Raw genomic sequence first — 25,343 nt, 5'->3', positions numbered from 1 at the left:
TTATCATAGCCAAGTCTGCGTTGATGCTGTTCCCTCATTGCGTTCCTCATGAATTCTTCTATCCCTGATTCGACCGCCGAAGGCGAATTCGACGAAAACGGTTACGACCGTCCCAGCAAATCGCAAATCAAGCGCGAAATGCATGCCCTGCTCGATTTGGGCAAACAATTGATCGAGTTGCCTGACGACCGTCTGAAGCAATTGCCCCTGGCCGAACGCCTGTACGAGGCAATTCGCCTGGCACAAAAGACGACCAGCCGCGAAGGCAAGCGCCGGCAGACCCATTTTGTGGGCAAGCTGATGCGTGATGCGCCCGCCGATGAGATCCGTGCGCAGCTCGATGTCTGGCAAAACGGTTCGCGCGAAGAAACTGCCGCCATGCATCGGCTGGAATCGCTGCGTGACAAGCTGCTGAGCAACGACGATGCCTTGACCCAATTACTCGATGCCCATCCGGGCGCCGATGTGCAGGCATTGCGCGCGACGATACGCGCGGCACGCAAAGAAGCGCAAGGCAATGCCACTCTGCAGCCGGGCCAAGAGCCGCAACGCAAGCATTACCGCGCCCTGTTCCAAGCCCTGAAAGCCCTGTCTGCCTGACGCTGATGACCCAGACCACGGCGCCAATCAATACCCATTAGCCAAATCGGACCGTTTTCGGCCCTCTCGTTTCTTCCTGCCACCATGACTGCTACCCCTGCCCTGTTGGACTGCATCGAAATGCAGACCGCCGCCAACCCGACTCATGCCGTGATATGGCTGCATGGCTTGGGAGCCGACGGTAATGACTTTGCGCCGATCGTGCCTGAACTCCGATTAGGCGATAGCCCGGCAGTGCGCTTTGTGTTTCCCCATGCACCGGTGCAACCCGTGACGATCAATGGCGGGATGGCCATGCGGTCGTGGTACGACATTCTGGTCACTGACTTGGTGCGCCAAGAGGACGCAGCAGGCATCCGGCAATCTGAAGCCGCCGTACGGGCGCTGATCGCCCGCGAGAATGCTCGCGGCATCCCGACCTCGCGCATTGTGCTGGCCGGATTCTCGCAAGGTTGCGCGATGACGCTGCATACAGGGCTGCGATTGGAAGAAAAACTGGCAGGCATGATCGGCCTGTCCGGCTACCTGCCATTGCTCGACACGGCAGCCGCCGAGCGTCACACCGCCAATGCCGGCACGCCGATTTTTCTGGCGCACGGCACGTTTGACCCTGTCGTTGCGCTGCCGCGTGCCGAGGCCTCGCTGGCGCAATTACAGTCGTTAGGCTATGACGTGCGCTGGCATACCTACCCGATGCCCCACTCGGTATGCGCCCCGGAAATCAACGATATCGCGGCGTTTTTGCGAGAAGTCTTGGCAGCGGCGTAATTGAGGGAAAAACCCAAATCGGGTACGACAAAACCCAATTCGGGTTTACTCATGGCCGGCTAGGACGTCGCCGATATTTCGGCGTGCGCCGAGGGGCAGCGAGACATTCAACGTCCGGATTGCCCCTCGATTTCAAGAAAGCAGACTCAACCACACCCGTCGCATGGTGGGGTCTTCCGGATCCGGATCGTTCGTAAATCCCAGACGCGTCATCAGCGTCAGCATCGGCCGGTTATTGGCCAACACGAGGCCATCGATATATTCCAGCCCTTGGTCACGGGCCGCGTCGATCAGGGCTTGCATCAATTGTCCGCCCAGATGCCGGCGTTGCCAGTCATCACCGATGACCAATGCATACTCGGCGCCGCGCCCATCAGCATTACGCAAATAATGCGCAAAACCGATGATGATCTCGTGCGGATGCCCCCGGTTTGCCGGATTCGGGACATAGGTGGTCGCCACCAACGCCAGCTCGCGGTGGTAATCGATTTGCGTGTATCGCGCCACCATGCGCGGCGTGAGTTCGCGCATCATGGACACAAAACGCATATAGCGCGAACGCTCTGACAGGCCACGGATGAAATCCTGCAAGGTCTGCCCGTCTTCGGGACGAATGGGACGGATCATCCATTCTGTCCCGTCATCGAATTCGCGGTGACGCACCAAGCGCGCAGGATAGGGATGAATCGCCATATGCGGATAACCGCTGGCTTGCGGCGTGGCGCAGGCAGGCTCGGCGCATAGGGTGATGCGCAGTCCAGCAGCGCGCAATTGCGATTCACCCGCGTACAGCGGATCGATATCCAACGACTCGATGGCGGGCAACTCGGAAATGGCCTCGGACACCTGAACCAGTGTGTGCTGCAAGGCTTCGGCAGCAGCGCTGCTGATCTGCGAGGCGAGCACGCGCTGCCATGTACGGCTGCGTTCGATCAGTTGGCGCGCCAAAAAGCCATTGAGCGGCGGCAAATCCCGGCCTCTATCGGAGCCCGCTGATAGCAATGCGTCGGGACCGCCTGCACCGAACTGGATGATGGGCCCGAAATTTGGGTCACGCCGCACGCGAATGGCCATGGGCCGCGACTCGGGCTCACCCGGCAGCACGCCCGCAGGCACATCACGCAGAGGGACATAGAAGGCATCCAACACGGCGCGGCACTCGGACACAGACAAATCCAGGCGGCCCGCTGCGCGAACGCCTTCCAGCACAAGGCGCGCCTTGCTCACGTCCGGCAAGCGGCTAGGCGGCTCGGGCGGCAGCGTTTGCAGCAGTAATTGTTGGTTGTAGTAGTGCGTGGAGAGTACGCCAAAAGCATCGGCGGCAGACTCAGGCGTGCGAAAGGCTGGGGTTCCGACATCGTCGAGCATCCGACGCAGCGGCCGCATGCCCGCGTCGCCCATGAAACAGCTGACCACGGGCTTGCGGGCATTTGGTGCAAACTGTGCCAATTGACGCGCAACAGCAGGCATATCCGCCAGTGCATCGGGCGCCAGCACCACCAGCACGCCGTCTACCCCTTGATCGTCGATCAAACTATCCAGCATAGCCTGTATGCGCTCCGGCGTCAGGGGCACATAGGTAATGACAGGATTGGCAGTCGCCGCATCGGGTTCGAGCAGCTCCGTCAACGCCCGCCGCGTGGCAGGAGCCAACTCGGCGCGCAACATCGCCGTGTCCGGGCCGATGAGATCCAGCGCCAACTGAGGCGGGCCGCTGCCATTGGACAGGATCGCAACGCGGCGGCCACGCGGGCGCCGCGTATAACCCAGCACCTTGACGGCCGAGAACAGCTGCACAAAATACCGGACGCGTACCGCGCCTGCCCGTCGCAGCGCGGCATCCAGCGCAGGATCACTGCCTGGCGGGCCATCACGGCCGGCCTTGAGCACAATCACGGGTTTGACGCTGGCGGCCGAGCGCAGCGCGCTCATGAACTCACGTGCGACGCCCACGTCTTCCAGATACAGCACGATGCTGTCCGTCCTGGGGTCGCTGGCCAGAAAGTCCAGCACTTGAGCCAGACGGATTGAAGCCTCGTCTCCCAGCGAAATCGCGGTGGAAAAGCCGATATGCACATCGTCCGCCCAGTCCATGACAGCGGCGGTGATCGAACGCGATTGCGTCACCAACGCCACACGGCCGGCGCGCGCCAAAAAGGAATGCTGGCTGAAATTCAGGCTGGCATGGGGCCGTTGCAATCCAAAGGCCCTAGGCCCCAATAGCGCGCAACCCGTTTGCTCAGCCCATGCGCGGCATAACGCCAAGGTGCCGCCGGGATAGGGATCGGGCAGTTCGTGGGGCAGCACAATCGCGGCACGCGGCTGCAACGCTGCGAGGCGCCGCAAAACATCCGGCAATATCGCGGGCGAAACACATATCAACGCCAGATCGGGCCGCTGCCCGGCGGGCAAACCCCGGCAGCTCTCGGGAATCGCCGGCGCCTGCCCTGCCTGCACATCGACCTGGGTCGTGCTCCCACGCAATTCGGCCCGTAAAGTATTGACCACAGGCAGGGGCCGGTCGGCCACGATCACCAGGGATTTGGGGTCGAACAGCGGGGCAAGAGCGTGTCGCAACATAGGCAGGTCGGGCGCTATTCTAAAATAAGCCCATCGTAACAAGACGGCCGCGTGATCGCCATGATCGCGCTCCATGTTTTCCGCCCTGTCGCGGCGGCCTGCCACGCCTTTTTCTGCTGACTATGACCTCGACCCCTATCCGCACCCGTTTTGCCCCATCGCCCACGGGTTTTCTGCATTTGGGCGGCGCCCGCACCGCGCTGTTTTCCTGGGCGTTTGCACGCCACAACCAGGGTGTTTTCGTGCTGCGCATCGAAGACACCGACCTGGAGCGCTCCACGCCCGAGGCGGTGCAAGCCATTCTGGACAGCATGGACTGGCTGGGCATGCAACCGGACGAAGGCCCGTTCTATCAAATGCAGCGCATGGACCGCTATCGCGAAGTCGTCGCACAAATGTTGCAAGCCGGGACGGCCTATCATTGCTACAGCTCGCCCGAAGAAGTCGAGCAAATGCGAGAAGCCGCCCGCGCCAAAGGATTGAAGCCGCGTTACGACGGCACCTGGCGCCCGGAGCCGGGCAAGACACTGCCCGCCATCCCGGCAGGCCGCAAGCCCGTCGTGCGTTTCAAGAACCCGCAAGACGGCTCCACCAGCTGGAACGACATGGTCAAAGGCCCGATCAGCTTTGACAACAGCGAACTCGACGACCTGATCATCGCGCGTCCCGACGGCACGCCTACGTATAACTTCTGCGTAGTGGTCGACGATTGGGACATGGGCATGACGCATATTCTGCGCGGCGACGATCACGTCAACAACACGCCGCGCCAGATCAACATTCTGCGCGCGCTGGGCGCCACGGTGCCGGAATACGGTCACGTGCCGATGATCCTGGGCCCCGACGGCGAAAAGCTCTCCAAACGCCACGGCGCCGTCAACGTGATGGAATACGATGCGCAAGGCTACTTGCCCGAAGCGATGATCAACTATCTGTCGCGCCTGGGCTGGAGTCATGGCGATGACGAGCTCTTCACGCGTGAACAGTTGGTGCAATGGTTCGACACGGATCACTTGTCCAAATCCGCATCGCAATGGGACCCGAAAAAGCTGAACTGGGTCAATGCGCACTACATCAAGCAGATGGACGACGCCGAGTTGGCCGCCCGCGTTGCCCCGCGCATTGAAAAACGTGGCGGCAACCCGACCGCGACCGACCTGCCCGCCGCGATGGGATTACTGAAAGACCGCGCCGAAACGCTGGAGCAGCTGGCCGAATCCGCGATGTTATTCTGCAAGCCGTTCACGCCCGCGCCGGCCGAACTGGTGGAGCAACACTTGACTCCAGCCGCGCGCGAAGCCCTGGCCGACTTTGCGCAACGAGCTGCAGACACGGACTGGACACGTGAAGGTATCACCGCGCTCATCAAGGCCGTGCTGGCCGATCGGGGCCTGAAAATGCCGCAACTGGCAATTCCGTTGCGCGTTGCCGTCGTGGGCCAGACCCAGACGCCGGCAGTGGATGCAGTGCTCGCTTTGATTGGAAAAGATACGGTCTTGCAGCGCTTGGGCGCAATCTGAGTCGACACGCCCAAACCGGAACTGTTGAGGCTGAAAAGGTGCTGCTAACGACTTGGCAGCACCTTTTTCACTCCAAAGACTGCGCAACGCCAAAACTACAGTGTCGAGGCGCAATCCGGTGTCTTCGATCCGGACGCATTGGTCGCACGCCTGAAACCATCGTAGTCCTGACGCCCGGTGTTGCTTCACGCCTTCATTGAACTACTGGCTCGCCGGTTTTCGCCTGCGCGCGGCGCTTTAATGCCCACGCAAAGCTGGCGCCCAATAGAGGCAGCAACACCGCCGACGTACCGAACAACACGGCAGCGCCTGCAACGTCCACAAACACGCCCGCCAACGCCACCCCCACGGCCTGTCCCATGAACAAGCACGAGGCAAACCACGCCACGGCAGTTCCTCTCGCTGATGGCACCATCTGTGTCGCATTGGTTTGCAACGTCGCATGCAGCAAGTAATACCCAAAGCCCGCAAGCACGCTCGCCCCCAATGCCCACCCCCATGCCGGGCCGAGCCAATACGCAAGAAAAGCGACGGATAGGACGACACCGCCCGCGGCGGCGAGACCTCGTTCGCCCAACCAACGCAGCACCCGCCCCGCCACCAAGGTGTAAAGCAATCCGCCCAAGGCGTATACCGCGACCACAGCACCGGCGGCCGTCAACGACAATCCAAAACGGTCATGCAAATAGGCAGGCGCGAATGCCAAAGAGCCGAATACCAGCAGCCCTTCCAGGAACACCGTGACCAGGACAATACGCGCCCACGGCACGCCAAACACGGTACGCACCTGGGCCACAAAGCCATGCCGCGGCCCTGATTGAGACGCCACCGCCGGGCCCGCAGCGGCAGATAACCGCCGCTGCACTGCCTGTTGTTGCGCGACCTCGCGCAACAACAGGCTACCGACAACTACATACCCCACGACCAAAAACGCAAAGGCCCAGCGCCATCCCATCGTGTCCGTAATCAATCCACCGGCCAACTGGCCCATCGCCATTCCCAAAATCGTACCTGTCAGAAAGCGCGCCAAGGTCGCCTGCCGCTCTTCGTAGGGCACGTTATCACCGATCCACGCCATCGATAACGGCACGATGCCGCCGCCCGCCGCACCAGACAATGCCCGGCACACAATCAATACGTCCAGGTTCGGTGCCATCACCGCCCCTGCACTGCCGATGGCACACGCAAAAGTCGCGATGGCGACGACACGAAATTTCCCGTAGCGATCCCCCACGGGCCCGAAAAACATCTGCAGCAAGCCGTACGCCACTGCAAACGCCGTCACGGTGGCGCCTGCTTGTCCCGTCGAGGTGCCAAACTCGGCAGCCAGCCGCGGCAACATCGGATCGCAAATACGAAAAGCACTGGCGCTGACGAAAGCCGCCAGCGCCAGTAAGAGAATGGCTCGATTCTGAGAATGTGGAGAGGACATCTGCGCCGTGTGATTTCGATTCTGAAAAAAGTATGGGCGCCCGAAGACCGTCTATCCAGAACAACACTGCCGGATCGTCCCCACGTTTCCTTATTACCGATAGGGATCGGATCAGGCAGTGCTATCAGAAGCGCTCAATAAGGTAAACGATAACCCGGTTGCATGCGACGCGCCGTAATAGACTGCCCGCCGCTACGCAATTCGCGCAACGTCAAACGTGCCGGTTCGGTTTTCTCGATCCGATAGCGGTTCTGATAAATAGGATCGTCGATGTCGATCGGCTCACCATTGGATTTGATCGTCTGCAAGGTGATCACGCCATCGGCGACCTGCCAGCAGCCTGCCTCGCGCAAACCCGGACGAATACGTCTGCCAACCTTCAGCTGCGTGTCATAGGCCATCGAGCCATCGGCCCCCAACACGATCAACGCACTGAAATCGCCAGCCACTCCGCGAGGGCGCGTATTGGATTGCCATGTACCGACCAACTGACTGCCTGCCTGTGCCGGCGAGCAAACAATAGGCCGAGGCGCCTCAGACGCAACTGAAACCTGCTCAACGGGCGCTTTTTTCGTCACGCATCCCACCAACGTCAACACTGCACCCGCTACAACAAAACCGCGATACCGCCACACACTCTTCATGACACCCTCGAAATGCACGCGCATCACACCGCCGCATCGCGGATCTATCCCTGCGCATTTGCAGGTGCGACTCTAATGAGGGCGTGCTCAGGATGCAATGCAGCAATATCGAGAATGCTGTGTCGACGCAACAGTCTGGAAACAAACAATGAACACGAAAATCTTGACTTTGCTGCCGAGGATCGCCGTTATTCCGAGGGCGATCGCGCCCCTGGTTCACGTAATCCGCGAGATCACGCCGCGAACATCACGTCACAAACTCCAAACGACCGACATCATGCTGCCAACTTCATGCGGCATCGAGGGGTAAACGGACTTCGTGCTTGATCTCGCGCAGAGCCACAATCGTGCGGGTCTGACGAATGCCCGGCAGATTGAAGAGAAAGCGATGCAGGAACCGGTCATACGCCTCCGGGCTTTCCACCAGGATCTTCAACAGAAAATCCGAGTCGCCCGTGACCGCATAACACTCCAGGATCTCGGGCGCATTGCGCACCGAGCGCTCGAAATGTTCCACCGTGCTGGCCGAGTGCCGCTCGAGACTGATCTGCGCGAACATGCACCCCTGCAACCCGACCTTGGTGCGGTCTACCTGGGCCGAATAGCCCAGGATCACGCCCGCGGCCTCCAGCGCCTTTACCCGGCGCCACACCGGCGCAGTGGACAAGCCTACCTGCTCGGACAGTTGCTGAGCCGACGCCCGGCCGTCTTCTTGCAGGGCGCGCAGGATACCGATGTCTGTTTTGTCCATTTTTTCCCCGGCTTTCACTCAAAACGAAATGTTTATTTCGAATTATAGGGATTACACGATCCAATAACGCAATAAATCATGATCCGTGCGCACCTATGATGATCGTAATAATAGGCAGGAGCGAAATCATGGACGGCACCCCACTGGATCCGGCCCCGGCAGACGAACCGGCACTGGATCTGGATTATCAACTGCACGACAACCTCACCCGCACAAACGGCCGCATCTTTCTGACAGGCACGCAAGCGTTGGTGCGCATCCTGTTGGCCCAACGCCGCCGCGATCGCGAGCGCGGGTTGAATACGGCAGGCTTTATTTCGGGGTATCGGGGCTCGCCCCTGGGCGGCGTAGACATGGCCATGTGGAAGGCCAAGTCCATCCTCGACGCCCATCAAATCACCTTTCTGCCTGGCATCAACGAAGACATGGCGGCCACCGCCGTCATGGGCACTCAACAGGCCGGCGTGCGTGACGATCGCAAAGTCGATGGCGTGTTTGCGCTGTGGTACGGCAAAGGCCCCGGCGTAGATCGCGCGGGCGACGCCCTGCATCACGGTAACGCCGCTGGCGCCTCGCGCCATGGCGGCGTGCTGGTGGTTGTCGGCGACGATCACACCGCCGTATCGTCATCCATTCCCCATGCGAGCGAGGCCTCGCTGATCGGCTGGCAAATGCCGATCGTGCATCCCGCCTCGATCGACGAATACGAGACCTTTGCCCTTTGGGGCTGGGCCTTGTCGCGTCACAGCGGCGCATGGGTCGCATTCAAAGCCGTCTCCGAAACCATCGAGAGCGGCCAGTCGTATACCCCCGCCCCCATCGCGCACTACGACATGCCTGCCGATCCCCAATTGCCGCCCGAGGCATTGGAGTACACCGCACGCGACTTTCTGTCCCCCGCGGTCGAACTGCGCATGCAAACGCGCCTGAAAGCCGTACGCGCTTTTGCGCGCCGCCACAGCATCGACAAGCTCATCTGCCCTGCACCACACGCCACGGTGGGAATCGTCACCGTCGGCAAGGCGCATCTCGACACACTGGAAGCACTGGTACATCTGGGCATCAATCCGCATGCCGCGGATAGTCCCGTGCGTATCTACAAACCGGGCCTGACCTGGCCACTCGATGCCGAACGTCTGTTTGATTTCGCACATGGGCTGTCGCACATCCTGGTCATCGAAGAAAAAGGCGCGGTCGTCGAAAGCCAGATCAAAGATCTGCTCTACAACCGTCCCGAGCGTCCCACGGTCGCGGGCAAGACCGGCTGGGACGGCGAGCCTTTGATTCCGTCAGCGGGCCAGTTACGCCCCTCGCTGCTGGCAGCCCCCTTGGCCGCATGGCTGGCGCGTGCGGCGGGACTGCACCACGTGTCCGTTCCTGCAACGCTGATTTGCGCAACGCCACTGTCCAATGACGCCGATGGCATGCGCCGCCGCCCCTACTTTTGCTCGGGATGCCCGCACAACAGTTCCACCAAAGTCCCCGATGGCAGCCAGGCACTCGCGGGGGTGGGCTGTCATTACATGGCTGCATGGATGGACCGCAATACTGCCGGCCTGACACAGATGGGCGGAGAAGGCGTCGACTGGATCGGGCTCTCTAACTATATAGAGATGCCCCATGTCTTCCAGAACATGGGCGAGGGCACGTACTACCATTCGGGCTACCTCGCGATCCGGCAGGCCGTCGCGGCACGGGCCAACATCACATACAAGATTCTGTTCAACGATGCCGTCGCCATGACGGGCGGGCAGCCGGTGGACGGACCGATCTCGGTGCCGCAGATCTGCCAACAACTGCGCGGCGAGGATGTTGCCCGCATCGTCGTCACCACCGACGAGCCCGACAAATATCAAGGCGTCGAGTTGCCTGCCGGCGTGACGGTGCATCACCGGCGCGAACTGGATGCCTTGCAACGTGAACTGCGCGAGACCAAAGGGGTCACGGTCCTGATTCACGACCAGACCTGTGCCGCCGAAAAACGCCGGCGCCGCAAAAAACAGCAATTCCCCGACCCTGCACGCCGGCTGCTGATTAATAGTGCAGTGTGCGAAGGCTGTGGCGACTGCGGGACGCAATCCAACTGCTTATCGATCGTGCCCCTGGAGACACCGTACGGGCGCAAGCGCGCCATCGATCAGTCCAGCTGCAACAAGGACTATTCCTGCGCCGAAGGGTTTTGCCCGAGCTTTGTGTCGGTCATGGGCGGCAAACTGCGCAAGCAGGCAGCACCACGCAAGAGCTCGGCAACGCCCACGGCAGGCAACGGAACGTCGATCCCCATGGCGACGGCCGCCACCTCGGCGACTGCTGCATGGCACCAAGCCGCTGCTGTGCTGCCCATGCCCTCCATTGAGACGCTTACGCAGCCCTATCGCTTGCTGGTCGCGGGAATGGGTGGCACCGGCGTGATCACCATCGGGGCGATTGTATCCATGGCCGCCCATCTGCAAGGCCTCTCAGCGTCGGTATTGGACCTGACTGGCCTGGCGCAAAAAGGCGGCACCGTCATCAGCCATATCCGGTTAGCCCCCGCACATGCCGCCAATGGCCCCGTCAGACTGGACTGGCAACAAGCCGACGCCGCGATTCTGTGCGATCCGGTTGCCGCCACCGCCCCTGACGCCCTGGGTGCGCTACGTCACGCGCACACGCAAGCCGTGGTCAATACCTACGTTGCACCCGTTTCCGAATTCACCCGCGACCCCGATGCGGCATTACGGCCCGACGCCTTGCTGGCCAAAATCCAGCACGCGGTCGGCGCCAGCCATACTGCCGCCCTGGATGCTCATCACGCCGCACAAACGCTATTCGGCGACAGCATTCTGTCCAATATGTTCATGTTGGGCTACGCCTGGCAGCGCAACCATGTGCCGCTCGCGCATGCGGCACTGGTCCGCGCGATCGAGCTCAATGGCGTCTCGGTGCAGGCCAATCGCGATGCTTTTGAAGCCGGCCGGCTCGCCGCGCACGACCCAAAGGCACTGGCGGCGGCAATGCGTCCCGCGGGACAGGTCGTCCAACTGCACGTCCCCGAATCGTTCGAACGCATGGTCTCGCGCCGCGTTCGCGACCTCACTGCTTACCAAGACGCCAGCTATGCACGCCAATATCAACAACTGGTCGAACGCGTGGCGCAACGCGAACGCGAGATAGCGCCCTCCTCCCGCTCACCGCGCTTGGCCATCGCGGTGGCCCGCAATCTGTTCAAACTGATGGCGTACAAAGACGAATACGAAGTCGCCCGGCTCTATACAGATGGCACGTTCCAGCAACAATTGCGCGAACAATTCGAGGGGGACTACACCCTGCGTTTTCACATGGCGCCACCGCTACTGGCACGCAAGGACCCGCACACGGGCATTCCTCGCAAGATCGCCATGGGCCCCGCGACCATGGCCCTGATGAAAATCCTGGCGCGATGCAAACGCGTACGGGGAACTTGGCTCGACCTCTTTGGCCGCAGCGAGGAACGCCGGATGGAACGCGAATTGATCGCTCAATATCGCCAGACAGTGGACACCTTGCTCGAACATTTATCGCCCGCCAATCTGGCCCAGGCGGCGAAGATTGCGGCGCTGCCGGATCAGGTTCGCGGCTTTGGCCATGTCAAAATGGCCAATGTGGCGCGATACCGCAATGCTCTGCAGCAGGAACTGGAACATTACGGCCCACCGGCCATGACGGAGATTTCTCTGCGCCGACGCGCGTAAAATAATGACTTGAAGTAATCACTACGCCGCACGCGCCTGATTGGCGCGTGCTTCGCATTTTGTCACGATTAATTAACAGACCTCTCGCAGCTTCTTCTTGTGCCCCTCCCCCATTGATCACTAGAATTAGTGTCATACGAGGGGTGGTACACTATATGTAGTGGTCGAAACATAGCCAAATTCACTTCATTCTGGCGCGGCCGGGTGTTCTCCCCGCTCAGCTCGACCCTCACGCATTTAGACACATTTAGCACCCGACACGGACCATACCCGTGTCCTTTTACGTTATTTCCACAGGAGCTTCCATGCAGACGACGATCGCCTCTGTGACCCGGCCTTCCGCCGAGCCGCCCTCCCAAACTGCCGTTAAATCAGCCGACGCGAATGGCGGCCAATGGGCCAGCTATAGCGTCATCCGACGCAATGGCTCGGTTGTGGGCTTTGAGCCCGGCAAAATCGCTATCGCGATGACCAAGGCTTTTCTGGCCGTCAATGGCGGCCAAGGTGCCGCGTCCGCGCGCGTGCGCGAGCTGGTCGAAACGCTGGCCACTCAAGCAGTCAACGCGCTGGTGCGCAATCGCCCCAATGGCGGCACCTTTCATATCGAAGACATCCAGGATCAGGTCGAACTGGCCCTGATGCGCTCGGGTGAGCATGATGTCGCGCGCGCCTACGTGCTGTATCGCGAGAAACGTGCCCAGGAGCGCGCCGCCACCCAGGGGCAAAGCAGCCTCACCTCGCCGTCGCAAGGCGAGACCAGCCACCTGAATGTGGTGGAAAACGGTGTGCGCAGCCCGCTGAACCTGAGCGCCCTGCGTGCCACCATCGAGGCCGCTGGCGAAGGCTTGAGCGAGTTCATCGACACCGAAACCATCCTGAAGGAAACGGTCAAGAACCTGTACGACGGCATCCCTGTCGACGAAGTTTTCAAGTCCGCGATTCTGTCTGCTCGCGCACTCGTCGAAAAAGATCCGGCCTACAGCCAAGTCACCGCTCGTCTGCTGCTGCACACGATCCGCAAAGAAGTCCTCGGCGAAGAAGTCTCGCAAGCCAGCATGGCGACTCGCTATGCGGAATACTTCCCCACCTTCATCCAGCGCGGTATCGAAGGCGGCTTGCTCGACCCCAAACTGGCTGAATACGATCTGGCGCGCGTCGCTGCCGCCCTGGATTCGCGCCGCGACCTGCAGTTCAGCTATCTGGGCCTGCAGACGCTGTATGACCGCTACTTCCTGCACATCCGCGGCACCCGCATCGAATTGCCGCAGGTCTTCTTCATGCGCGTCGCCATGGGCCTGGCCCTGCGCGAAACCGATCGCGAAGCCCGCGCCATCGAGTTCTACGAGATCCTGTCCTCGTTCGACTTCATGAGCTCGACGCCCACGCTGTTCAACTCGGGCACCCTGCACTCGCAACTGTCGTCGTGCTACCTGACCACCGTGTCCGATGACCTGGAAGGCATCTACGACGCCATCAAGGAAAACGCACTGCTGGCCAAATACGCTGGCGGCCTGGGCAACGATTGGACGCCGGTACGTGCCTTGCGCAGCCACATCAAGGGCACCAACGGTGAAAGCCAGGGCGTTGTGCCGTTCCTGAAAGTCGTCAACGACACCGCTGTCGCCGTGAACCAGGGCGGCAAACGCAAGGGCGCAGTCTGCACCTATCTGGAAACGTGGCACCTGGATATCGAAGAATTCCTGGAACTGCGCAAGAACACCGGCGACGAGCGCCGCCGCACGCACGACATGAACACGGCGAACTGGATTCCCGATCTGTTCATGAAGCGCGTCATGGAAAATGGCGAATGGACCTTGTTCTCGCCGTCCGACTGCCCCGACCTGCACGACAAGTACGGCAAAGCTTTCGAACAAGCCTACGTGGGCTACGAAGCCATGGCCGAACGCGGCGAGCTGAAGCTCTTCAAGAAAATGCCCGCCGTGTCACTGTGGCGCAAGATGCTGTCGATGCTGTTCGAAACCGGCCATCCGTGGATCACCTTCAAAGATCCGTGCAACATCCGTTCGCCGCAGCAACACGTCGGCGTCGTGCACAGCTCGAACCTGTGCACCGAGATCACGCTGAACACCAACGACTCGGAAATCGCCGTGTGCAACCTGGGTTCCGTGAACCTGGTCGCTCACATGAAACCCGCAGCCGCCGGTGGCTACGAGCTCGATCACGACAAGATCAAGCGCACCGTCAGCATCGCCATGCGCATGCTCGACAACGTGATCGACATCAACTACTACGCCGTCAAAAAAGCCAAAGACTCGAACGAGCGCCATCGTCCGGTTGGTATGGGCATCATGGGTTTCCAAGATTGCCTGCACATGATGCGCGTGCCGTACGCCTCGCAATCGGCCGTTGAATTCGCAGATCGCTCGATGGAAGCCGTGTGCTACTACGCATACTGGGCCTCGAACACGCTCGCACAAGAACGCGGCCGTTATCCTTCATACGAAGGCTCGCTGTGGTCGCGTGGCATCTTGCCGCAAGACTCCGTCGCGATGCTTCGCGATGAGCGTGGTGGCCATGTTGAAGTCGATGATTCGAGCACGCTTGATTGGGATGCGTTGCGTGCAAGCATCAAACAACACGGCATGCGCAACTCGAACTGCATCGCAATCGCCCCAACAGCGACAATTTCCAATATCATTGGTGTATCTGCGTGCATTGAACCTACTTACCAGAACTTGTACGTCAAATCGAATCTCTCCGGCGAGTTCACGGTCGTTAACGATTATCTCGTGCGTGACCTGAAGAAACTCGGTCTCTGGGACGAAGTCATGGTCGCCGACCTCAAGTACTTCGATGGCAGCCTGTCCCGCATCGATCGCGTACCTTCCGAACATCGCGAACTCTACGCCACTGCGTTCGAAGTCGAACCGCGCTGGCTGGTTGAGTGCGCATCGCGCCGTCAGAAATGGATCGATCAAGCACAATCGCTCAACATCTACATGGCGGGCGCATCGGGCAAGAAACTCGACGACACGTACAAGCTGGCATGGCTGCGTGGTCTGAAGACCACCTACTATCTGCGCACAAAGGGAGCCACCAGCGCTGAAAAATCCACGGGCCGCGGCGGCGAGTTGAACGCCGTGAGCGCGGGCCAGACTGCAGCAGCAGTCGTGGCCGCAGCAGCCCCTGCTTTGCCGGAACCCGAAATTCTCGGGGCGGTTTGCACGATGCGGCCGGGTGATCCCGGTTTCGAAGAGTGCGAAGCCTGCCAGTAATCACAACCGCCTCCGGAGAATTTATTTATGCTTAATTGGGAAGACGACAACCTCGCAACGCAACCGGCTCAAGCCCCCGCTCCCGCGGCGGGCGGGCAGCCGGCGCGCGCATCGACGGGCGCATTCGCCGATGCAGCGCTGCCTCCTGCAACCCCGCAATCCGATTCGACACCGGCAAGCGCCGGTGCCGCCGCGCGGCGCGTTCAGGCCGCGGACAAACGCGTCATCAACGGCGAGACCGACGTCAATCAGTTGGTGCCGTTCAAATACAAATGGGCCTGGGAAAAATACCTGGCCACTTGCGCCAACCATTGGATGCCGCAAGAAATCAACATGTCGCGCGACATCGCGCTTTGGAAAAACCCGAACGGGCTGACCGAAGACGAGCGCCGCATCGTCAAGCGCAACCTGGGTTTCTTCGTCACGGCCGACTCGCTGGCCGCGAACAATATCGTGCTGGGCACCTATCGCCACATCACGGCGCCTGAGTGCCGCCAGTTCCTGCTGCGCCAGGCATTCGAAGAAGCCATTCACACGCATGCGTATCAATACATCGTCGAAAGCCTGGGTCTGGACGAAGCCGAGATCTTCAATGCCTACAACGAAGTGCCGTCCATTCGTGCCAAAGACGAGTTCCTGATCCCGTTCATCGACGCGATCGCCGATCCCAACTTCAAAACCGGCACGCCCGAAGCCGACCAGACGTTGTTGAAATCGCTGATCGTGTTTGCGTGCCTCATGGAAGGCCTGTTCTTCTATGTTGGGTTCACGCAGATTCTGGCACTGGGTCGCCAGAACAAAATGACCGGCGCTGCCGAGCAGTACATGTACATCCTGCGCGATGAATCCATGCACTGCAACTTCGGCATTGACCTGATCAACACCGTCAAACTCGAAAATCCTCACTTGTGGACGCCGGAATTTCGCGAAGAAATCCGCGCACTATTCCAAAAGGCAGTAGAACTCGAGTACGCTTACGCCGAAGACACGATGCCGCGTGGTGTATTGGGATTGAACGCTCCTATGTTTAAATCCTACCTGCGCTTCATCGCTAACCGTCGCTGCCAACAGATTGGTCTTGAACCGTTGTACCCTCAGGAAGAAAATCCCTTCCCGTGGATGGCAGAAATGATCGACCTCAAAAAGGAACGAAACTTTTTCGAAACACGCGTGATCGAATACCAGACTGGCGGTACGCTCAGCTGGGAATGACGACCTTCAGGCGAGCCGCGCGCAATGTGATTTGCGCAGCGCCCTGATAACAGCTCCGTCGGCCAGGTATTCGAATACGCAGTACCAAGCAGTAGGCAACCTAGATGGTTGCCTACTGGCGCCATTTGAGATGGCTCGCGCGAATCGCGGGGGCCATATCAAATGGCTGTGCCGAATTCATTAGCGCAAACCGTAGTAGCTGTCGCCAGAATGGGACAGCGGCATGCGCCGATGAATAGCCCGGGCATCGTCCGTTAACCGACGGGAGGTGGCACGGGTTTACGTTCTGGGACCCCTGAACCTAAGGAGCATGACCATGGCAACAGCCAAAAAGGCCGCAAAGAAAGCGGTAAAGAAAGTTGCAGCCAAGAAGGCCGCAGCTAAGAAAGCCCCGGCCAAAAAGGCCGTGAAGAAAGTCGCCGTGAAGAAAGTCGCGGCAAAGAAAGCGGTAAAGAAAGTTGCAGCCAAGAAGGCCGCAGTGAAGAAAACGGCCGCCAAAAAGGCTGTGAAGAAAACTGTCGCTAAAAAAGCTGTCAAAAAGGCCGTCGCTAAAAAGGCAGTCAAGAAAGCTGTCGCCAAAAAAGCGGTCGCCAAGAAAGCAGTTGCTAAAAAAGCAGTAGCGAAAAAGGCCGTTAAAAAGGCCGTCGCTAAAAAGGCAGTCAAAAAAGCCGTCGCCAAGAAAGCCGTTGCTAAAAAGGCCGTAGCCAAGAAGGCTGTTGCCAAGAAAGCAGCGAAAAAGGCGCCTGCTAAAAAAGCTGCCAAAGCACCGGCGAAAAAAGCTGCGGCCAAAAAGCCTGCCGCTAAAAAAGCCGCTGCCAAAAAGCCTGCTGCGCAACCGACCGCAGCTGCTGCGCAAGGCGCAAAAACCACGGTAAACCCTGCCGCGTCGTGGCCCTTCCCGACGGGCGGCCGTCCGTAATACGGGCGGAGCCGTTTACTGCGGTACCCTCAAAGCCGCCTGGCTCACGCCAGGCGGCTTTTTGCTTGATGAGGTGCATTCAGCCTCACGACACTGCCATATGGCCATGCGACAATTAAAACTATTCTTTTTGGCAGACTGTTCTCATGCTCGGCGATACGCTCCGTTTCTTGCTTGAAATCACCTTTATGCTGTTTGGCGCAGCCTTGATCGGACGCGCCTGGATCCATGCGGTGCGACTGCACCCATTCAATCCGTTGTCTCGCGCTGTCTATCAGGTCACCAACTGGCTGGTGCTGCCCATCCGCAAACTCATCCCTGCCGGCAATACCCTGGATTGGTCGAGCCTGGTTGCGGCATGGTTGACCGCGCTGCTCTATCTGATTTTGATGTGGCTGATCGCTGCGCACACGCTGATTCCCGCCGCCTTATGGCCCGCCGCGCTGGGCGCATCGGTATTGCTGGTGGCAAAGTGGACGCTGAACGTCATTGTCTGGCTGACGTTTCTACAGGCGGTGCTATCGTGGGTGCATCCCTTGTCGCCGCTGATGCCCTTACTGCAAACGCTGACTGCACCGATGCTCGAGCCCATACGCCGTATTCTGCCCGGCAGCACCAGCATCGACTTTTCGCCGCTGGTGCTGTTCATCCTGGCGCAGATCGTATTGATGATGTTGTCTCGCCTGACCTTCAGCTTGATCGGTGTCTGACGCTGGACTCAGATCCGTCCGTAAATGAACAACGCCCACCAAAGGTGGGCGTTGTTTTTTGGGCTTGTTAAATCAATACGGGGCGACGCGCGTCGGACCTGCGCCGCTGATCACCTGTACACGCTGCCCGACGCTGAACGGCGTATCGGCTTCTTGGGCAACGACACGGGTTTCGCCGTTATCCAGACGGACGGTGATTTCCAAGCCTGAAGCGCGGCTCGCGCGGTTTTCTACGGCATTACCCGCGAGTGCGCCCAAGATCGCGCCGCCCACGGTGGCTATGGCACGCCCCGTGCCACCGCCGATCGCATTACCAGCGACACCGCCCAGTGCTCCGCCGGCAATCATGCCGACACCGCTGGATTTGTCTTCTTCGATGGTGATCGGGCGCACGCTCGTCACCGTGCCATTGCGCACGATTTGCTCTCGCTGTGCCTGATCGTAGCTATAGACGGAACTGGAGGCGCTGCGATTCGCGCAGCCACCCAGCACGGCCATCGACGTCACGACGGCAGCCACGGCCAGCCAGCGGCCCGTACGGGGCGCGATGACAGAAGTAGAAAGGGTTTGGCTCATGTGGACTCCTTGGTCGGTAACCACGAATTATTTTACGGATGATACCCCGGCATTGGCCGGAAACAACGGGTGCGAAACAGCGTGCAACTTTTGAATGACCCTCAGTCGAACTCTGTAACGCTTAAGCAGGGCGGCAAGGCCGTATCGAGCAGTGCTGCACCGCAAACAATCTCAAGCTCCCCTTCCTACCCGCCAGACGATCTGCAGTTTGACTGGCTTCGGAACACCAAAGTTCCTAGGCAGGCAGGCTGATCCCATAGGCCGCGCGCAATTGCGCATCGATCTCGGCCCGGCTGGGCGCATGGTTCTGGGGGCCGCGTGAGGCGATTTTTATCGATCCCATCACATTCGCCAAACGGCAGCTGTCCAGCCAGCTCCAACCACTGGTCAGCCCATATAGTAAGCCCGCACGGTGCGAATCGCCGCAGCCAGTCGGATCGACGACAGCAGCAGCCTGCACCGGCGGCACCTGTACGGCAGTGCCTTCTGTCAACAAGGTCGCCCCTTGCGCGCCACGTGTCACGACGACAGCCTGCATCTGGGCCGCGATCTGTTCCATGCTGCGACCCGTACGCTGCTCGATAACGCCGGCTTCGTAATCATTGACCGTCAACACCTGGGCCAGGCCCAGCATACGCTCGAGATCGGCGCCGTCAAACAGCGGCATGGCCTGACCCAAATCAAAGATGAACGGGATTCCCGCTGCGTGCAGGCGCTCGGCGTGTGCAAACATGCCTGCTTTGGCATCAGGTGCGACGATCGCCCAAGCCGCCTTGGCGCCGGTGAGGTCGTTCTGGGCAGAGAGCTCCATCGCACCGGGGTGAAAAGCGGCGATCTGGCTGTCATCCAGATCTGTCGTAATAAAGCACTGGGCCGTGAACGTGCCTGGCATGACGCGCAACCGCGAGGTATCAATCTGCAGTTTATTGAAGCGCTCGATATAGTCTGCAGCGTCGTCGCCGACCGTGGCCACCGGCACGGGTTGCCCACCGAGCAGCTTCAGGTTGTAGGCGATATTGCCTGCGCAGCCGCCAAACTCCTTGCGCATCGTGGGCACGAGAAACGATACGCTGAGCGACTGGATGCGATCGGCCAGGATATGCTCTTTAAAGCGTCCTTCGAATACCGCGATGGTATCGAATGCCATCGACCCGCAAACCAGAACAGAAGCCGTCATGCTGATTATCCTTCAGGGAAAAAACTTATGGAGCTGAAAACCGTTGACGTGCGGGCCGTTCACCTGGATGGGGACAGCGATGTTGAGTTCCGCGCCAGCCTCAAACGGACGCTGCGTCTGCCCCTCAGGGAGGTAATCCTCGGGCAGCAAGACTTTGCGTATCACCACGGTATCGGAAAGGTCGCTCAGATCCAGACGCAAGGCCGGCCAAGGCTGCGGCTGATCGTAGCGGTTGCGCAGCGACGCGCGCAGCACCAGCTTTGTCACAGCATCTTGTTGCGGCGCACCGGCGTGGCCGGCGGGCGGCTGCAGCGATGATGAGGTAATGGCAATACGGTCGATATGCCGCGCGTAGCCCACCTCGCACCCTAGCGGCTCGCACAGGCGCACAAGCAGCGGACGCAATTGGGGCGCCATGTCCGCAATGCTCGAACGGTAGGCAAAAATCAATTGCACCGCCAACAGCAACAGGCCCAGAACGCAGGCATAGCCCCAGAGGCTGCGCAAAAACGACCGGCGTGCCTGATGATCCGAATCCAAGAATTCGGGCGGTGTCCGACCCACATCCGTTGTGCCGTGATAACGCGTACGTGACTCTCCCCGAACAGCGGGCGTTCTGTGGTCGTCCTGCTCGTCCCGCGGATCGACGTCATCATGCGCATCCGGGTCAGCGGATCGCTCGCCTATTCTGAAGACCACGTCGTCTTGGTCTACACGACTATTCGCCGCATGATGTTCGACAGGCTCTATGGAGGCCTGCAACGCTCTCTCGCTATCCTCGTCGTCATCCTCTTCGAGGACACCTTCGTTCACATAGGGATCCTGCCTTGCGATGGCCGAACGGCCTCGCAGCACAGCTGGCGGCTCAGGCTCTGGCAGCGATGACGTGATTGGCGTCTCGCCGGGCGCAGCTACGTTGGTTGTCGCTACCGTCGGCTGTGACCCTGCGACGGGCGCCTTCCCGTTTGCAAGGACTGCGCCCGTCGCGGCAATGACGGGTTCAGCGCGCGTCACGGGTGCGGCGGCTGCGGTGGACGGCACAGACGTCGTGGATGAGATTTCAAACCCGCCAGGAATCTGGGCTACCAGACACGCGCGGCCATCGAATACGGTCGCACATTCTCCGCACCGCACCAAGCCATTGCGTACCCGCAACTGATCCGGCACTACCTTGAAGGTAGTGCCGCATTGGGGGCAACGGGTCGTCATGGCCATAGCGATGTCCCTGCTCGTCACGACTCAGCTTTTGTGCCCATGCAGGCAAACCCAACCGTCCCGGGATTGCCAAACAGACATCGCCAACCACGGCGCATATGCAGCGGCGACTTCTTCAGCTTGACGTTCGAGCACGCCGGACAGTACCAATTTGCCGCCGGGCGCCACGCGCCCCGCCAACATCGGCGCCAGCACCTTCAGCGGGTTGGACAGAATATTGGCGACAACGACCTGATACGTGCCGTCGGTCAGGCCATCTGGCAACAGCGCCTGCAATTGCACCTGGTTCACGCGTGCATTGTCGGCCGTCGCTTGCACTGCCTGAGGGTCGATATCCACCGCATCGGTCGGCCCGGCGCCCAATTTACGGGCGGCGATCGCCAAAATCCCGGACCCACATCCGTAGTCGAGGACGGTTGCGCCTGCCGGTAATTCGGCCTCCAGCCACGCCAGACACAGGTGTGTGGTGGGGTGACTGCCCGTGCCGAATGCCAAGCCAGGGTCCAATTCAATATGAATCGCATCGTCGGCCTGCGTCCCCGCCGCCGACACAGCATGATCATCGCGATGCCAACTGGGCACGATCCAGATGCGTTCGCCGATGTGAATCGGGCCAAACTGGGATTGCGTCAGCCGCACCCAATCGGCATCAGGGACGTCGCGCAGCGACCAGCCACCGAGTTCGATAGGATCCAGCCCGGCCTCGGCCGTGGCTTGCTCGTAGATCTGTGCCGGGTCGGCCCCATCAGGCAACAACGCGACAACACGGTTGCGATCCCAGGCCTGGACATCGGGCTCTGTGCCCGGCTCGCCAAACAAGGGGCGTTCGGCCTCGGTGCCCAGATCGGCGTCTTCGACAGATACCGACAGGACGCCGGCTTCGAGCAGAGCGTCAGATAGTGCCTCGGCCTGCGCCTCGAGACAATGGAGGACGAGTTCACGCATGACGATGTATTCCAGAAAAAGTCTGCCGGTTTGCAGCCAAAGAGGGAGCATTTTCGCCTAAAGAGCCGGCGGCGGCAAAAAGGCCCCCACGCCACGCCTTCGGCTTGCTGCCCCCAAAGGGGGCGTTTTTGCCTTGGGACGGCCCGGCGGCAAAAAGGCCCCCACGCCACGCCTTCGGCTTGCTGCCCCCCAAGGGGGCGTTTTTGCCTTGGGACGGCCCGGCGGCAAAAAAACGGGCCACGAGGGCCCGCCTGGCATCAAGGGCGCTGGGCCAGCTTGTGCTCAAGATAATGAATGCTGGTGCCGCCTTCGACGAAGCGGGCGTCTTGCAGCAACTCGCGATGCAACGGAATATTGGTGGAAATGCCTTCTACCACCATTTCGGACAGCGCAATGCGCATGCGAGCCAATGCCTGCTCACGCGTATCGCCATACGTGATGACCTTGGCGATCATCGAATCGTAGTTGGGCGGTACGAAATAACCGTTGAAGGCGTGCGAATCGATACGGACACCAGGACCGCCCGGCGTGTGCCAGTTGGTGATACGGCCCGGGCTGGGTACGAAACGGAACGGGTCTTCGGCGTTGATACGGCATTCAATGGCATGGCCCTTGAACTGGATATCGCGCTGACGCAACAGGAACTTTTCGCCCGAGGCGATGAGAATCTGCTGTTGTACGAGATCAATGCCCGTGATCAGTTCCGTGACCGGATGCTCGACCTGAATACGGGTGTTCATTTCGATGAAATAGAACTCGCCGTTTTCGTAGAGAAACTCGAACGTACCCGCGCCACGGTAGCCCATCTTGCGGCAAGCATCGGCGCAACGATCGCCGATGCGCTCGATCAGGCGGCGTGCAATGCCGGGAGCCGGAGCTTCTTCGATGACTTTCTGGTGGCGGCGCTGCATGGAGCAGTCGCGCTCGCCCAGCCAGACAGCATTACGCCCGCCGTCAGCCAAGACCTGGATTTCCACATGGCGAGGATTCTCGAGGAATTTCTCCATGTAGACTTCGGGATTGTTGAAGGCCGCACCCGCCTCGGAGCGCGTCATCGTGACGGCATTCAACAATGCCGCCTCGGTGTAGACCACACGCATGCCGCGTCCACCGCCGCCGCCCGCCGCCTTGATGATGACGGGATAGCCGACCTCGCGGGCCGAACGCAGGATTTCTTGGGGATCGTCAGGCAAGGCGCCCTCGGAGCCCGGCACCACCGGCACGCCAGCCTCGATCATGGCCCGCTTGGCGCTGACCTTGTCACCCATCAGGCGAATGGTCTCGGGGCGCGGCCCGATGAAGACGAAACCGCTTTTCTCAACGCGGTCGGCGAAATCGGCGTTCTCAGACAGAAAGCCGTAACCCGGGTGAATAGCCTCGGAGTCGGTGACCTCAGCGGCCGAAATGATGGCCGGCATGCTCAGGTAGCTTTCACGCGACGGCGCCGGCCCGATACACACCGACTCATCGGCCAAGCGTACGTATTTGGCGTCGCGGTCGGCCTCGGAGTGCACGACCACCGTCTTGATGCCGAGTTCGCGGCAAGCGCGTTGAATGCGCAGCGCGATCTCGCCGCGGTTGGCGATCAGGATTTTTTCAAACATAGGAGCAATCAGCCAATAACGAACAGCGGTTGACCGTATTCGACGGGCTCGCCATTTTCGACGAGGATCTCTTTGATGACGCCGGACTTGTCGGCTTCGATTTCATTGAGGAGCTTCATGGCTTCGATGATGCACAGGGGATCGCCTTCTTTGACGGTCTGACCGACATCGACAAAGGGGGCGGCGCCCGGATTCGGTGCACGATAGAAAGTACCGACCATCGGTGCTTTGACCACATGGCCTTGCAGGACCGGAGCAGCCTCGGCAGCCGGTGCGGCAGTGCCCGCGGGCGCTGCCGCGACAGGAGCGGGTGCGACGGCTGCTTCGGGGGCATGGTAAGCCACCGGTTGCAGGGTCTGCGAGAACTTGACGATACGAACCTTGCCTTCGCCTTCTGTGATTTCAAGCTCGGCAATGCCCGATTCAGCCACCAAGTCGATCAAGGTCTTGAGTTTTCGGAGATCCATAGAAGCTGCTTCCCGATAATGTTGACAACGCGCCTTCAACAGGACCGCGCTGCATCGTATGTGTATATAAAGTTAGGAAAATACTGAGACCGCCACGTCGCACACGACATGCGGCATTGACTAATGCCGCACCGCATAGCGCACTGCTGCCTCATAGCCGTCTGCGCCCAGGCCGCTGATCAGGCCCACGGCCAAGTCAGACAGATAGGAATGCTGCCGGAATGGCTCGCGTTTATACAGGTTCGACAAATGTACTTCAATAAAAGGAATTGCGACCGCCGCCAACGCATCTCGCAACGCTACACTGGTATGGGTGTATGCCGCCGCGTTGATGACGATAAAGTCGGTCCCATCCTGGCGAGCAGCCTGGATGCGATCCACCAATGCGCCTTCGTGATTACTTTGCCATGCGGTAAGCCCTACGCCCAACTCCCCGGCCAAGGATTCCAATCCCTGATTGATTTGCGCCAGCGTCAAGCTGCCGTAAATATGGGGTTCGCGTGAACCTAGCAGGTTCAAGTTGGGGCCATGCAATACCAGGATGTGTTGCGCCATGAGCGTCGCGCCAGAAAACCTGCCGCAAAGTGTCGGCAAAACAGTCGATAAACCGCCTTTTTACGCCTATTCACACCATTTGTCCAACAGATGTCGCAAAGTAACGTTATACGGCGTCTTGTGGTAAGTACGAAATCAAACGGCCAGACTGCCCAGCGTGCGGTCGAGATCGTCAAATTGGATTTGGCCCAGTATTTTACGGTTAATGCTGCCATCTGCATTGAAAACCATGGTAAACGGCAAACCGCCTGCGGGATTACCAAGCGTTCGCAGGGTATCAATAGCCCCTGCCTCCATCACCAACAGAGGATACGAAACCGGCACTTTTTGCAGAAATTGCCGCATGTTCGCAACTTTATCGACACCGATCCCGACGAATTGAATTTTGGGGTATTTTTCTTGCAAAGATTGCAATTCAGGCATTTCTTTGACACATGGTGCACACCAGGTGGCCCAGAAATTCACCACCACCGGACGCCCTTGCCACTGGTCGATGCGATGCGGCTTGCCATCCAGATCAGGCAAGGACAGGGTGCGCAACGCGGCAACCGGGTCAGCAGTCGACGCCCCCGAGGCGGCGGACGGTGCGGAAGACGCGGTGGAAGATTGACGCGCGCGATAGGCATAGCCCCCCGCCGCGGCAGCCGCTACCGCGGCTCCAGCATAAAGAAAGAGACGACGATTCATGGCCTGATCATAACCTCAGGTGACGCCATCCG

The 25,343-nt window shown here is 60.0% G+C and carries 20 protein-coding genes; 8 read left to right on the top strand and 12 right to left on the bottom strand.

What is annotated here, in order from left to right:
- Positions 1 to 48 precede the first annotated feature (48 nt).
- On the top strand, positions 49 to 600 hold the full coding sequence (gene yjgA / locus ACYVIT_RS23935) for a ribosome biogenesis factor YjgA (RefSeq protein ID WP_415807439.1): 552 nt from the start codon (positions 49 to 51) through the stop codon (positions 598 to 600).
- 84 nt (positions 601 to 684) lie between these two features.
- Positions 685 to 1,368: an alpha/beta hydrolase gene (locus ACYVIT_RS23930; RefSeq protein ID WP_415807440.1), complete on the top strand. Its 684-nt coding sequence runs from the start codon at positions 685 to 687 to the stop codon at positions 1,366 to 1,368.
- A 132-nt stretch (positions 1,369 to 1,500) separates the two neighbouring features.
- Here the strand turns inward: ACYVIT_RS23930 and ACYVIT_RS23925 are convergent, their stop codons facing one another.
- A complete protein-coding gene (locus ACYVIT_RS23925) occupies positions 1,501 to 3,948 on the bottom strand; it encodes a bifunctional acetate--CoA ligase family protein/GNAT family N-acetyltransferase (RefSeq protein WP_415807441.1) in 2,448 nt (815 codons plus the stop codon).
- Between the two features lie 122 nt (positions 3,949 to 4,070).
- Between ACYVIT_RS23925 and gltX the strand changes: the two genes are divergently transcribed.
- Positions 4,071 to 5,468 (top strand): glutamate--tRNA ligase, encoded by a 1,398-nt coding sequence (gene gltX / locus ACYVIT_RS23920; protein WP_415807442.1) that lies wholly within the window; start codon positions 4,071 to 4,073, stop codon positions 5,466 to 5,468.
- Positions 5,469 to 5,661: 193 nt separating this feature from the next.
- Here gltX and ACYVIT_RS23915 read toward each other — a convergent pair whose 3' ends face one another.
- The 3 genes from ACYVIT_RS23915 to ACYVIT_RS23905 all read right to left on the bottom strand — a co-directional run bounded on the left by ACYVIT_RS23915 (position 5,662) and on the right by ACYVIT_RS23905 (position 8,295).
- On the bottom strand, positions 5,662 to 6,900 hold the full coding sequence (locus ACYVIT_RS23915) for an MFS transporter (protein ID WP_460478302.1): 1,239 nt from the start codon (positions 6,898 to 6,900) through the stop codon (positions 5,662 to 5,664).
- Between the two features lie 134 nt (positions 6,901 to 7,034).
- Positions 7,035 to 7,544 carry a hypothetical protein gene (locus ACYVIT_RS23910; RefSeq protein WP_415807444.1) on the bottom strand — a complete coding sequence of 170 codons (510 nt, stop codon included), beginning with the start codon at positions 7,542 to 7,544 and terminating at the stop codon, positions 7,035 to 7,037.
- Between the two features lie 289 nt (positions 7,545 to 7,833).
- Positions 7,834 to 8,295, bottom strand: a complete 462-nt coding sequence (locus ACYVIT_RS23905) for an Lrp/AsnC family transcriptional regulator (RefSeq protein WP_415807445.1) — start codon at positions 8,293 to 8,295, stop codon at positions 7,834 to 7,836.
- A 143-nt stretch (positions 8,296 to 8,438) separates the two neighbouring features.
- Here ACYVIT_RS23905 and ACYVIT_RS23900 point away from each other — a divergent pair, with 143 nt between their 5' ends.
- The 5 genes from ACYVIT_RS23900 (at position 8,439) to ACYVIT_RS23880 (ending at position 18,085) form a co-directional block, all read left to right on the top strand.
- Entirely contained in the window at positions 8,439 to 12,008 is a 3,570-nt protein-coding gene (locus tag ACYVIT_RS23900; protein ID WP_415807479.1) for an indolepyruvate ferredoxin oxidoreductase family protein, read from the top strand.
- A 305-nt stretch (positions 12,009 to 12,313) separates the two neighbouring features.
- On the top strand, positions 12,314 to 15,244 hold the full coding sequence (locus tag ACYVIT_RS23895; protein ID WP_415807446.1) for a ribonucleoside-diphosphate reductase subunit alpha: 2,931 nt from the start codon (positions 12,314 to 12,316) through the stop codon (positions 15,242 to 15,244).
- A gap of 27 nt (positions 15,245 to 15,271) precedes the next feature.
- Positions 15,272 to 16,456, top strand: a complete 1,185-nt coding sequence (locus tag ACYVIT_RS23890) for a ribonucleotide-diphosphate reductase subunit beta (protein WP_415807447.1) — start codon at positions 15,272 to 15,274, stop codon at positions 16,454 to 16,456.
- Positions 16,457 to 16,772: 316 nt separating this feature from the next.
- The gene (locus ACYVIT_RS23885) at positions 16,773 to 17,375 is read left to right on the top strand and encodes a histone H1-like DNA-binding protein (RefSeq protein WP_460478301.1); all 603 of its coding nucleotides are present in this window, start codon (positions 16,773 to 16,775) and stop codon (positions 17,373 to 17,375) included.
- A 146-nt stretch (positions 17,376 to 17,521) separates the two neighbouring features.
- Entirely contained in the window at positions 17,522 to 18,085 is a 564-nt protein-coding gene (locus ACYVIT_RS23880; protein ID WP_415807449.1) for a YggT family protein, read from the top strand.
- Positions 18,086 to 18,157: 72 nt separating this feature from the next.
- On the opposite strand, the gene ACYVIT_RS23875 is transcribed toward ACYVIT_RS23880, so the two are convergent.
- The 8 genes from ACYVIT_RS23875 to ACYVIT_RS23840 all read right to left on the bottom strand — a co-directional run bounded on the left by ACYVIT_RS23875 (position 18,158) and on the right by ACYVIT_RS23840 (position 25,311).
- Positions 18,158 to 18,661: an outer membrane lipoprotein gene (locus ACYVIT_RS23875; RefSeq protein ID WP_415807450.1), complete on the bottom strand. Its 504-nt coding sequence runs from the start codon at positions 18,659 to 18,661 to the stop codon at positions 18,158 to 18,160.
- A 235-nt stretch (positions 18,662 to 18,896) separates the two neighbouring features.
- Positions 18,897 to 19,838 carry a carbohydrate kinase family protein gene (locus ACYVIT_RS23870; protein ID WP_415807451.1) on the bottom strand — a complete coding sequence of 314 codons (942 nt, stop codon included), beginning with the start codon at positions 19,836 to 19,838 and terminating at the stop codon, positions 18,897 to 18,899.
- A gap of 12 nt (positions 19,839 to 19,850) precedes the next feature.
- Positions 19,851 to 21,053, bottom strand: a complete 1,203-nt coding sequence (locus ACYVIT_RS23865; RefSeq protein WP_460478300.1) for a DUF3426 domain-containing protein — start codon at positions 21,051 to 21,053, stop codon at positions 19,851 to 19,853.
- Positions 21,054 to 21,077: 24 nt separating this feature from the next.
- A complete protein-coding gene (gene prmA, locus ACYVIT_RS23860; RefSeq protein WP_415807454.1) occupies positions 21,078 to 21,998 on the bottom strand; it encodes a 50S ribosomal protein L11 methyltransferase in 921 nt (306 codons plus the stop codon).
- A 257-nt stretch (positions 21,999 to 22,255) separates the two neighbouring features.
- Positions 22,256 to 23,602: an acetyl-CoA carboxylase biotin carboxylase subunit gene (accC, locus tag ACYVIT_RS23855; RefSeq protein ID WP_415807455.1), complete on the bottom strand. Its 1,347-nt coding sequence runs from the start codon at positions 23,600 to 23,602 to the stop codon at positions 22,256 to 22,258.
- A gap of 8 nt (positions 23,603 to 23,610) precedes the next feature.
- The gene (accB, locus tag ACYVIT_RS23850; RefSeq protein ID WP_415807456.1) at positions 23,611 to 24,069 is read right to left on the bottom strand and encodes an acetyl-CoA carboxylase biotin carboxyl carrier protein; all 459 of its coding nucleotides are present in this window, start codon (positions 24,067 to 24,069) and stop codon (positions 23,611 to 23,613) included.
- Positions 24,070 to 24,189: 120 nt separating this feature from the next.
- Positions 24,190 to 24,624, bottom strand: a complete 435-nt coding sequence (gene aroQ, locus ACYVIT_RS23845) for a type II 3-dehydroquinate dehydratase (protein ID WP_415807457.1) — start codon at positions 24,622 to 24,624, stop codon at positions 24,190 to 24,192.
- A gap of 135 nt (positions 24,625 to 24,759) precedes the next feature.
- Complete coding sequence (locus ACYVIT_RS23840) at positions 24,760 to 25,311, bottom strand: TlpA family protein disulfide reductase (RefSeq protein ID WP_415807458.1); 552 nt, start codon at positions 25,309 to 25,311, stop codon at positions 24,760 to 24,762.
- Positions 25,312 to 25,343: the final 32 nt, after the last annotated feature.

The sequence above is a fragment of the Bordetella muralis genome, assembly GCF_054781015.1.
Note: the sequence above shows the minus strand (reverse complement) of the source record. Positions and strands in the feature narration are given on the sequence as shown.

Bases quoted from the DNA above. Each gene is read 5' to 3' on its own strand.
- yjgA (WP_415807439.1), top strand. From the start codon at position 49: ATGAATTCTTCTATCCCTGATTCGACCGCCGAAGGCGAATTCGACGAA.
- ACYVIT_RS23930 (WP_415807440.1), top strand. From the start codon at position 685: ATGACTGCTACCCCTGCCCTGTTGGACTGCATCGAAATGCAGACCGCC.
- ACYVIT_RS23925 (WP_415807441.1), bottom strand. From the start codon at position 3,948: ATGTTGCGACACGCTCTTGCCCCGCTGTTCGACCCCAAATCCCTGGTG.
- gltX (WP_415807442.1), top strand. From the start codon at position 4,071: ATGACCTCGACCCCTATCCGCACCCGTTTTGCCCCATCGCCCACGGGT.
- ACYVIT_RS23915 (WP_460478302.1), bottom strand. From the start codon at position 6,900: ATGTCCTCTCCACATTCTCAGAATCGAGCCATTCTCTTACTGGCGCTG.
- ACYVIT_RS23910 (WP_415807444.1), bottom strand. From the start codon at position 7,544: ATGAAGAGTGTGTGGCGGTATCGCGGTTTTGTTGTAGCGGGTGCAGTG.
- ACYVIT_RS23905 (WP_415807445.1), bottom strand. From the start codon at position 8,295: ATGGACAAAACAGACATCGGTATCCTGCGCGCCCTGCAAGAAGACGGC.
- ACYVIT_RS23895 (WP_415807446.1), top strand. From the start codon at position 12,314: ATGCAGACGACGATCGCCTCTGTGACCCGGCCTTCCGCCGAGCCGCCC.
- ACYVIT_RS23890 (WP_415807447.1), top strand. From the start codon at position 15,272: ATGCTTAATTGGGAAGACGACAACCTCGCAACGCAACCGGCTCAAGCC.
- ACYVIT_RS23885 (WP_460478301.1), top strand. From the start codon at position 16,773: ATGGCAACAGCCAAAAAGGCCGCAAAGAAAGCGGTAAAGAAAGTTGCA.
- ACYVIT_RS23880 (WP_415807449.1), top strand. From the start codon at position 17,522: ATGCTCGGCGATACGCTCCGTTTCTTGCTTGAAATCACCTTTATGCTG.
- ACYVIT_RS23875 (WP_415807450.1), bottom strand. From the start codon at position 18,661: ATGAGCCAAACCCTTTCTACTTCTGTCATCGCGCCCCGTACGGGCCGC.
- ACYVIT_RS23870 (WP_415807451.1), bottom strand. From the start codon at position 19,838: ATGACGGCTTCTGTTCTGGTTTGCGGGTCGATGGCATTCGATACCATC.
- ACYVIT_RS23865 (WP_460478300.1), bottom strand. From the start codon at position 21,053: ATGGCCATGACGACCCGTTGCCCCCAATGCGGCACTACCTTCAAGGTA.
- prmA (WP_415807454.1), bottom strand. From the start codon at position 21,998: ATGCGTGAACTCGTCCTCCATTGTCTCGAGGCGCAGGCCGAGGCACTA.
- accC (WP_415807455.1), bottom strand. From the start codon at position 23,602: ATGTTTGAAAAAATCCTGATCGCCAACCGCGGCGAGATCGCGCTGCGC.
- accB (WP_415807456.1), bottom strand. From the start codon at position 24,069: ATGGATCTCCGAAAACTCAAGACCTTGATCGACTTGGTGGCTGAATCG.
- aroQ (WP_415807457.1), bottom strand. From the start codon at position 24,624: ATGGCGCAACACATCCTGGTATTGCATGGCCCCAACTTGAACCTGCTA.
- ACYVIT_RS23840 (WP_415807458.1), bottom strand. From the start codon at position 25,311: ATGAATCGTCGTCTCTTTCTTTATGCTGGAGCCGCGGTAGCGGCTGCC.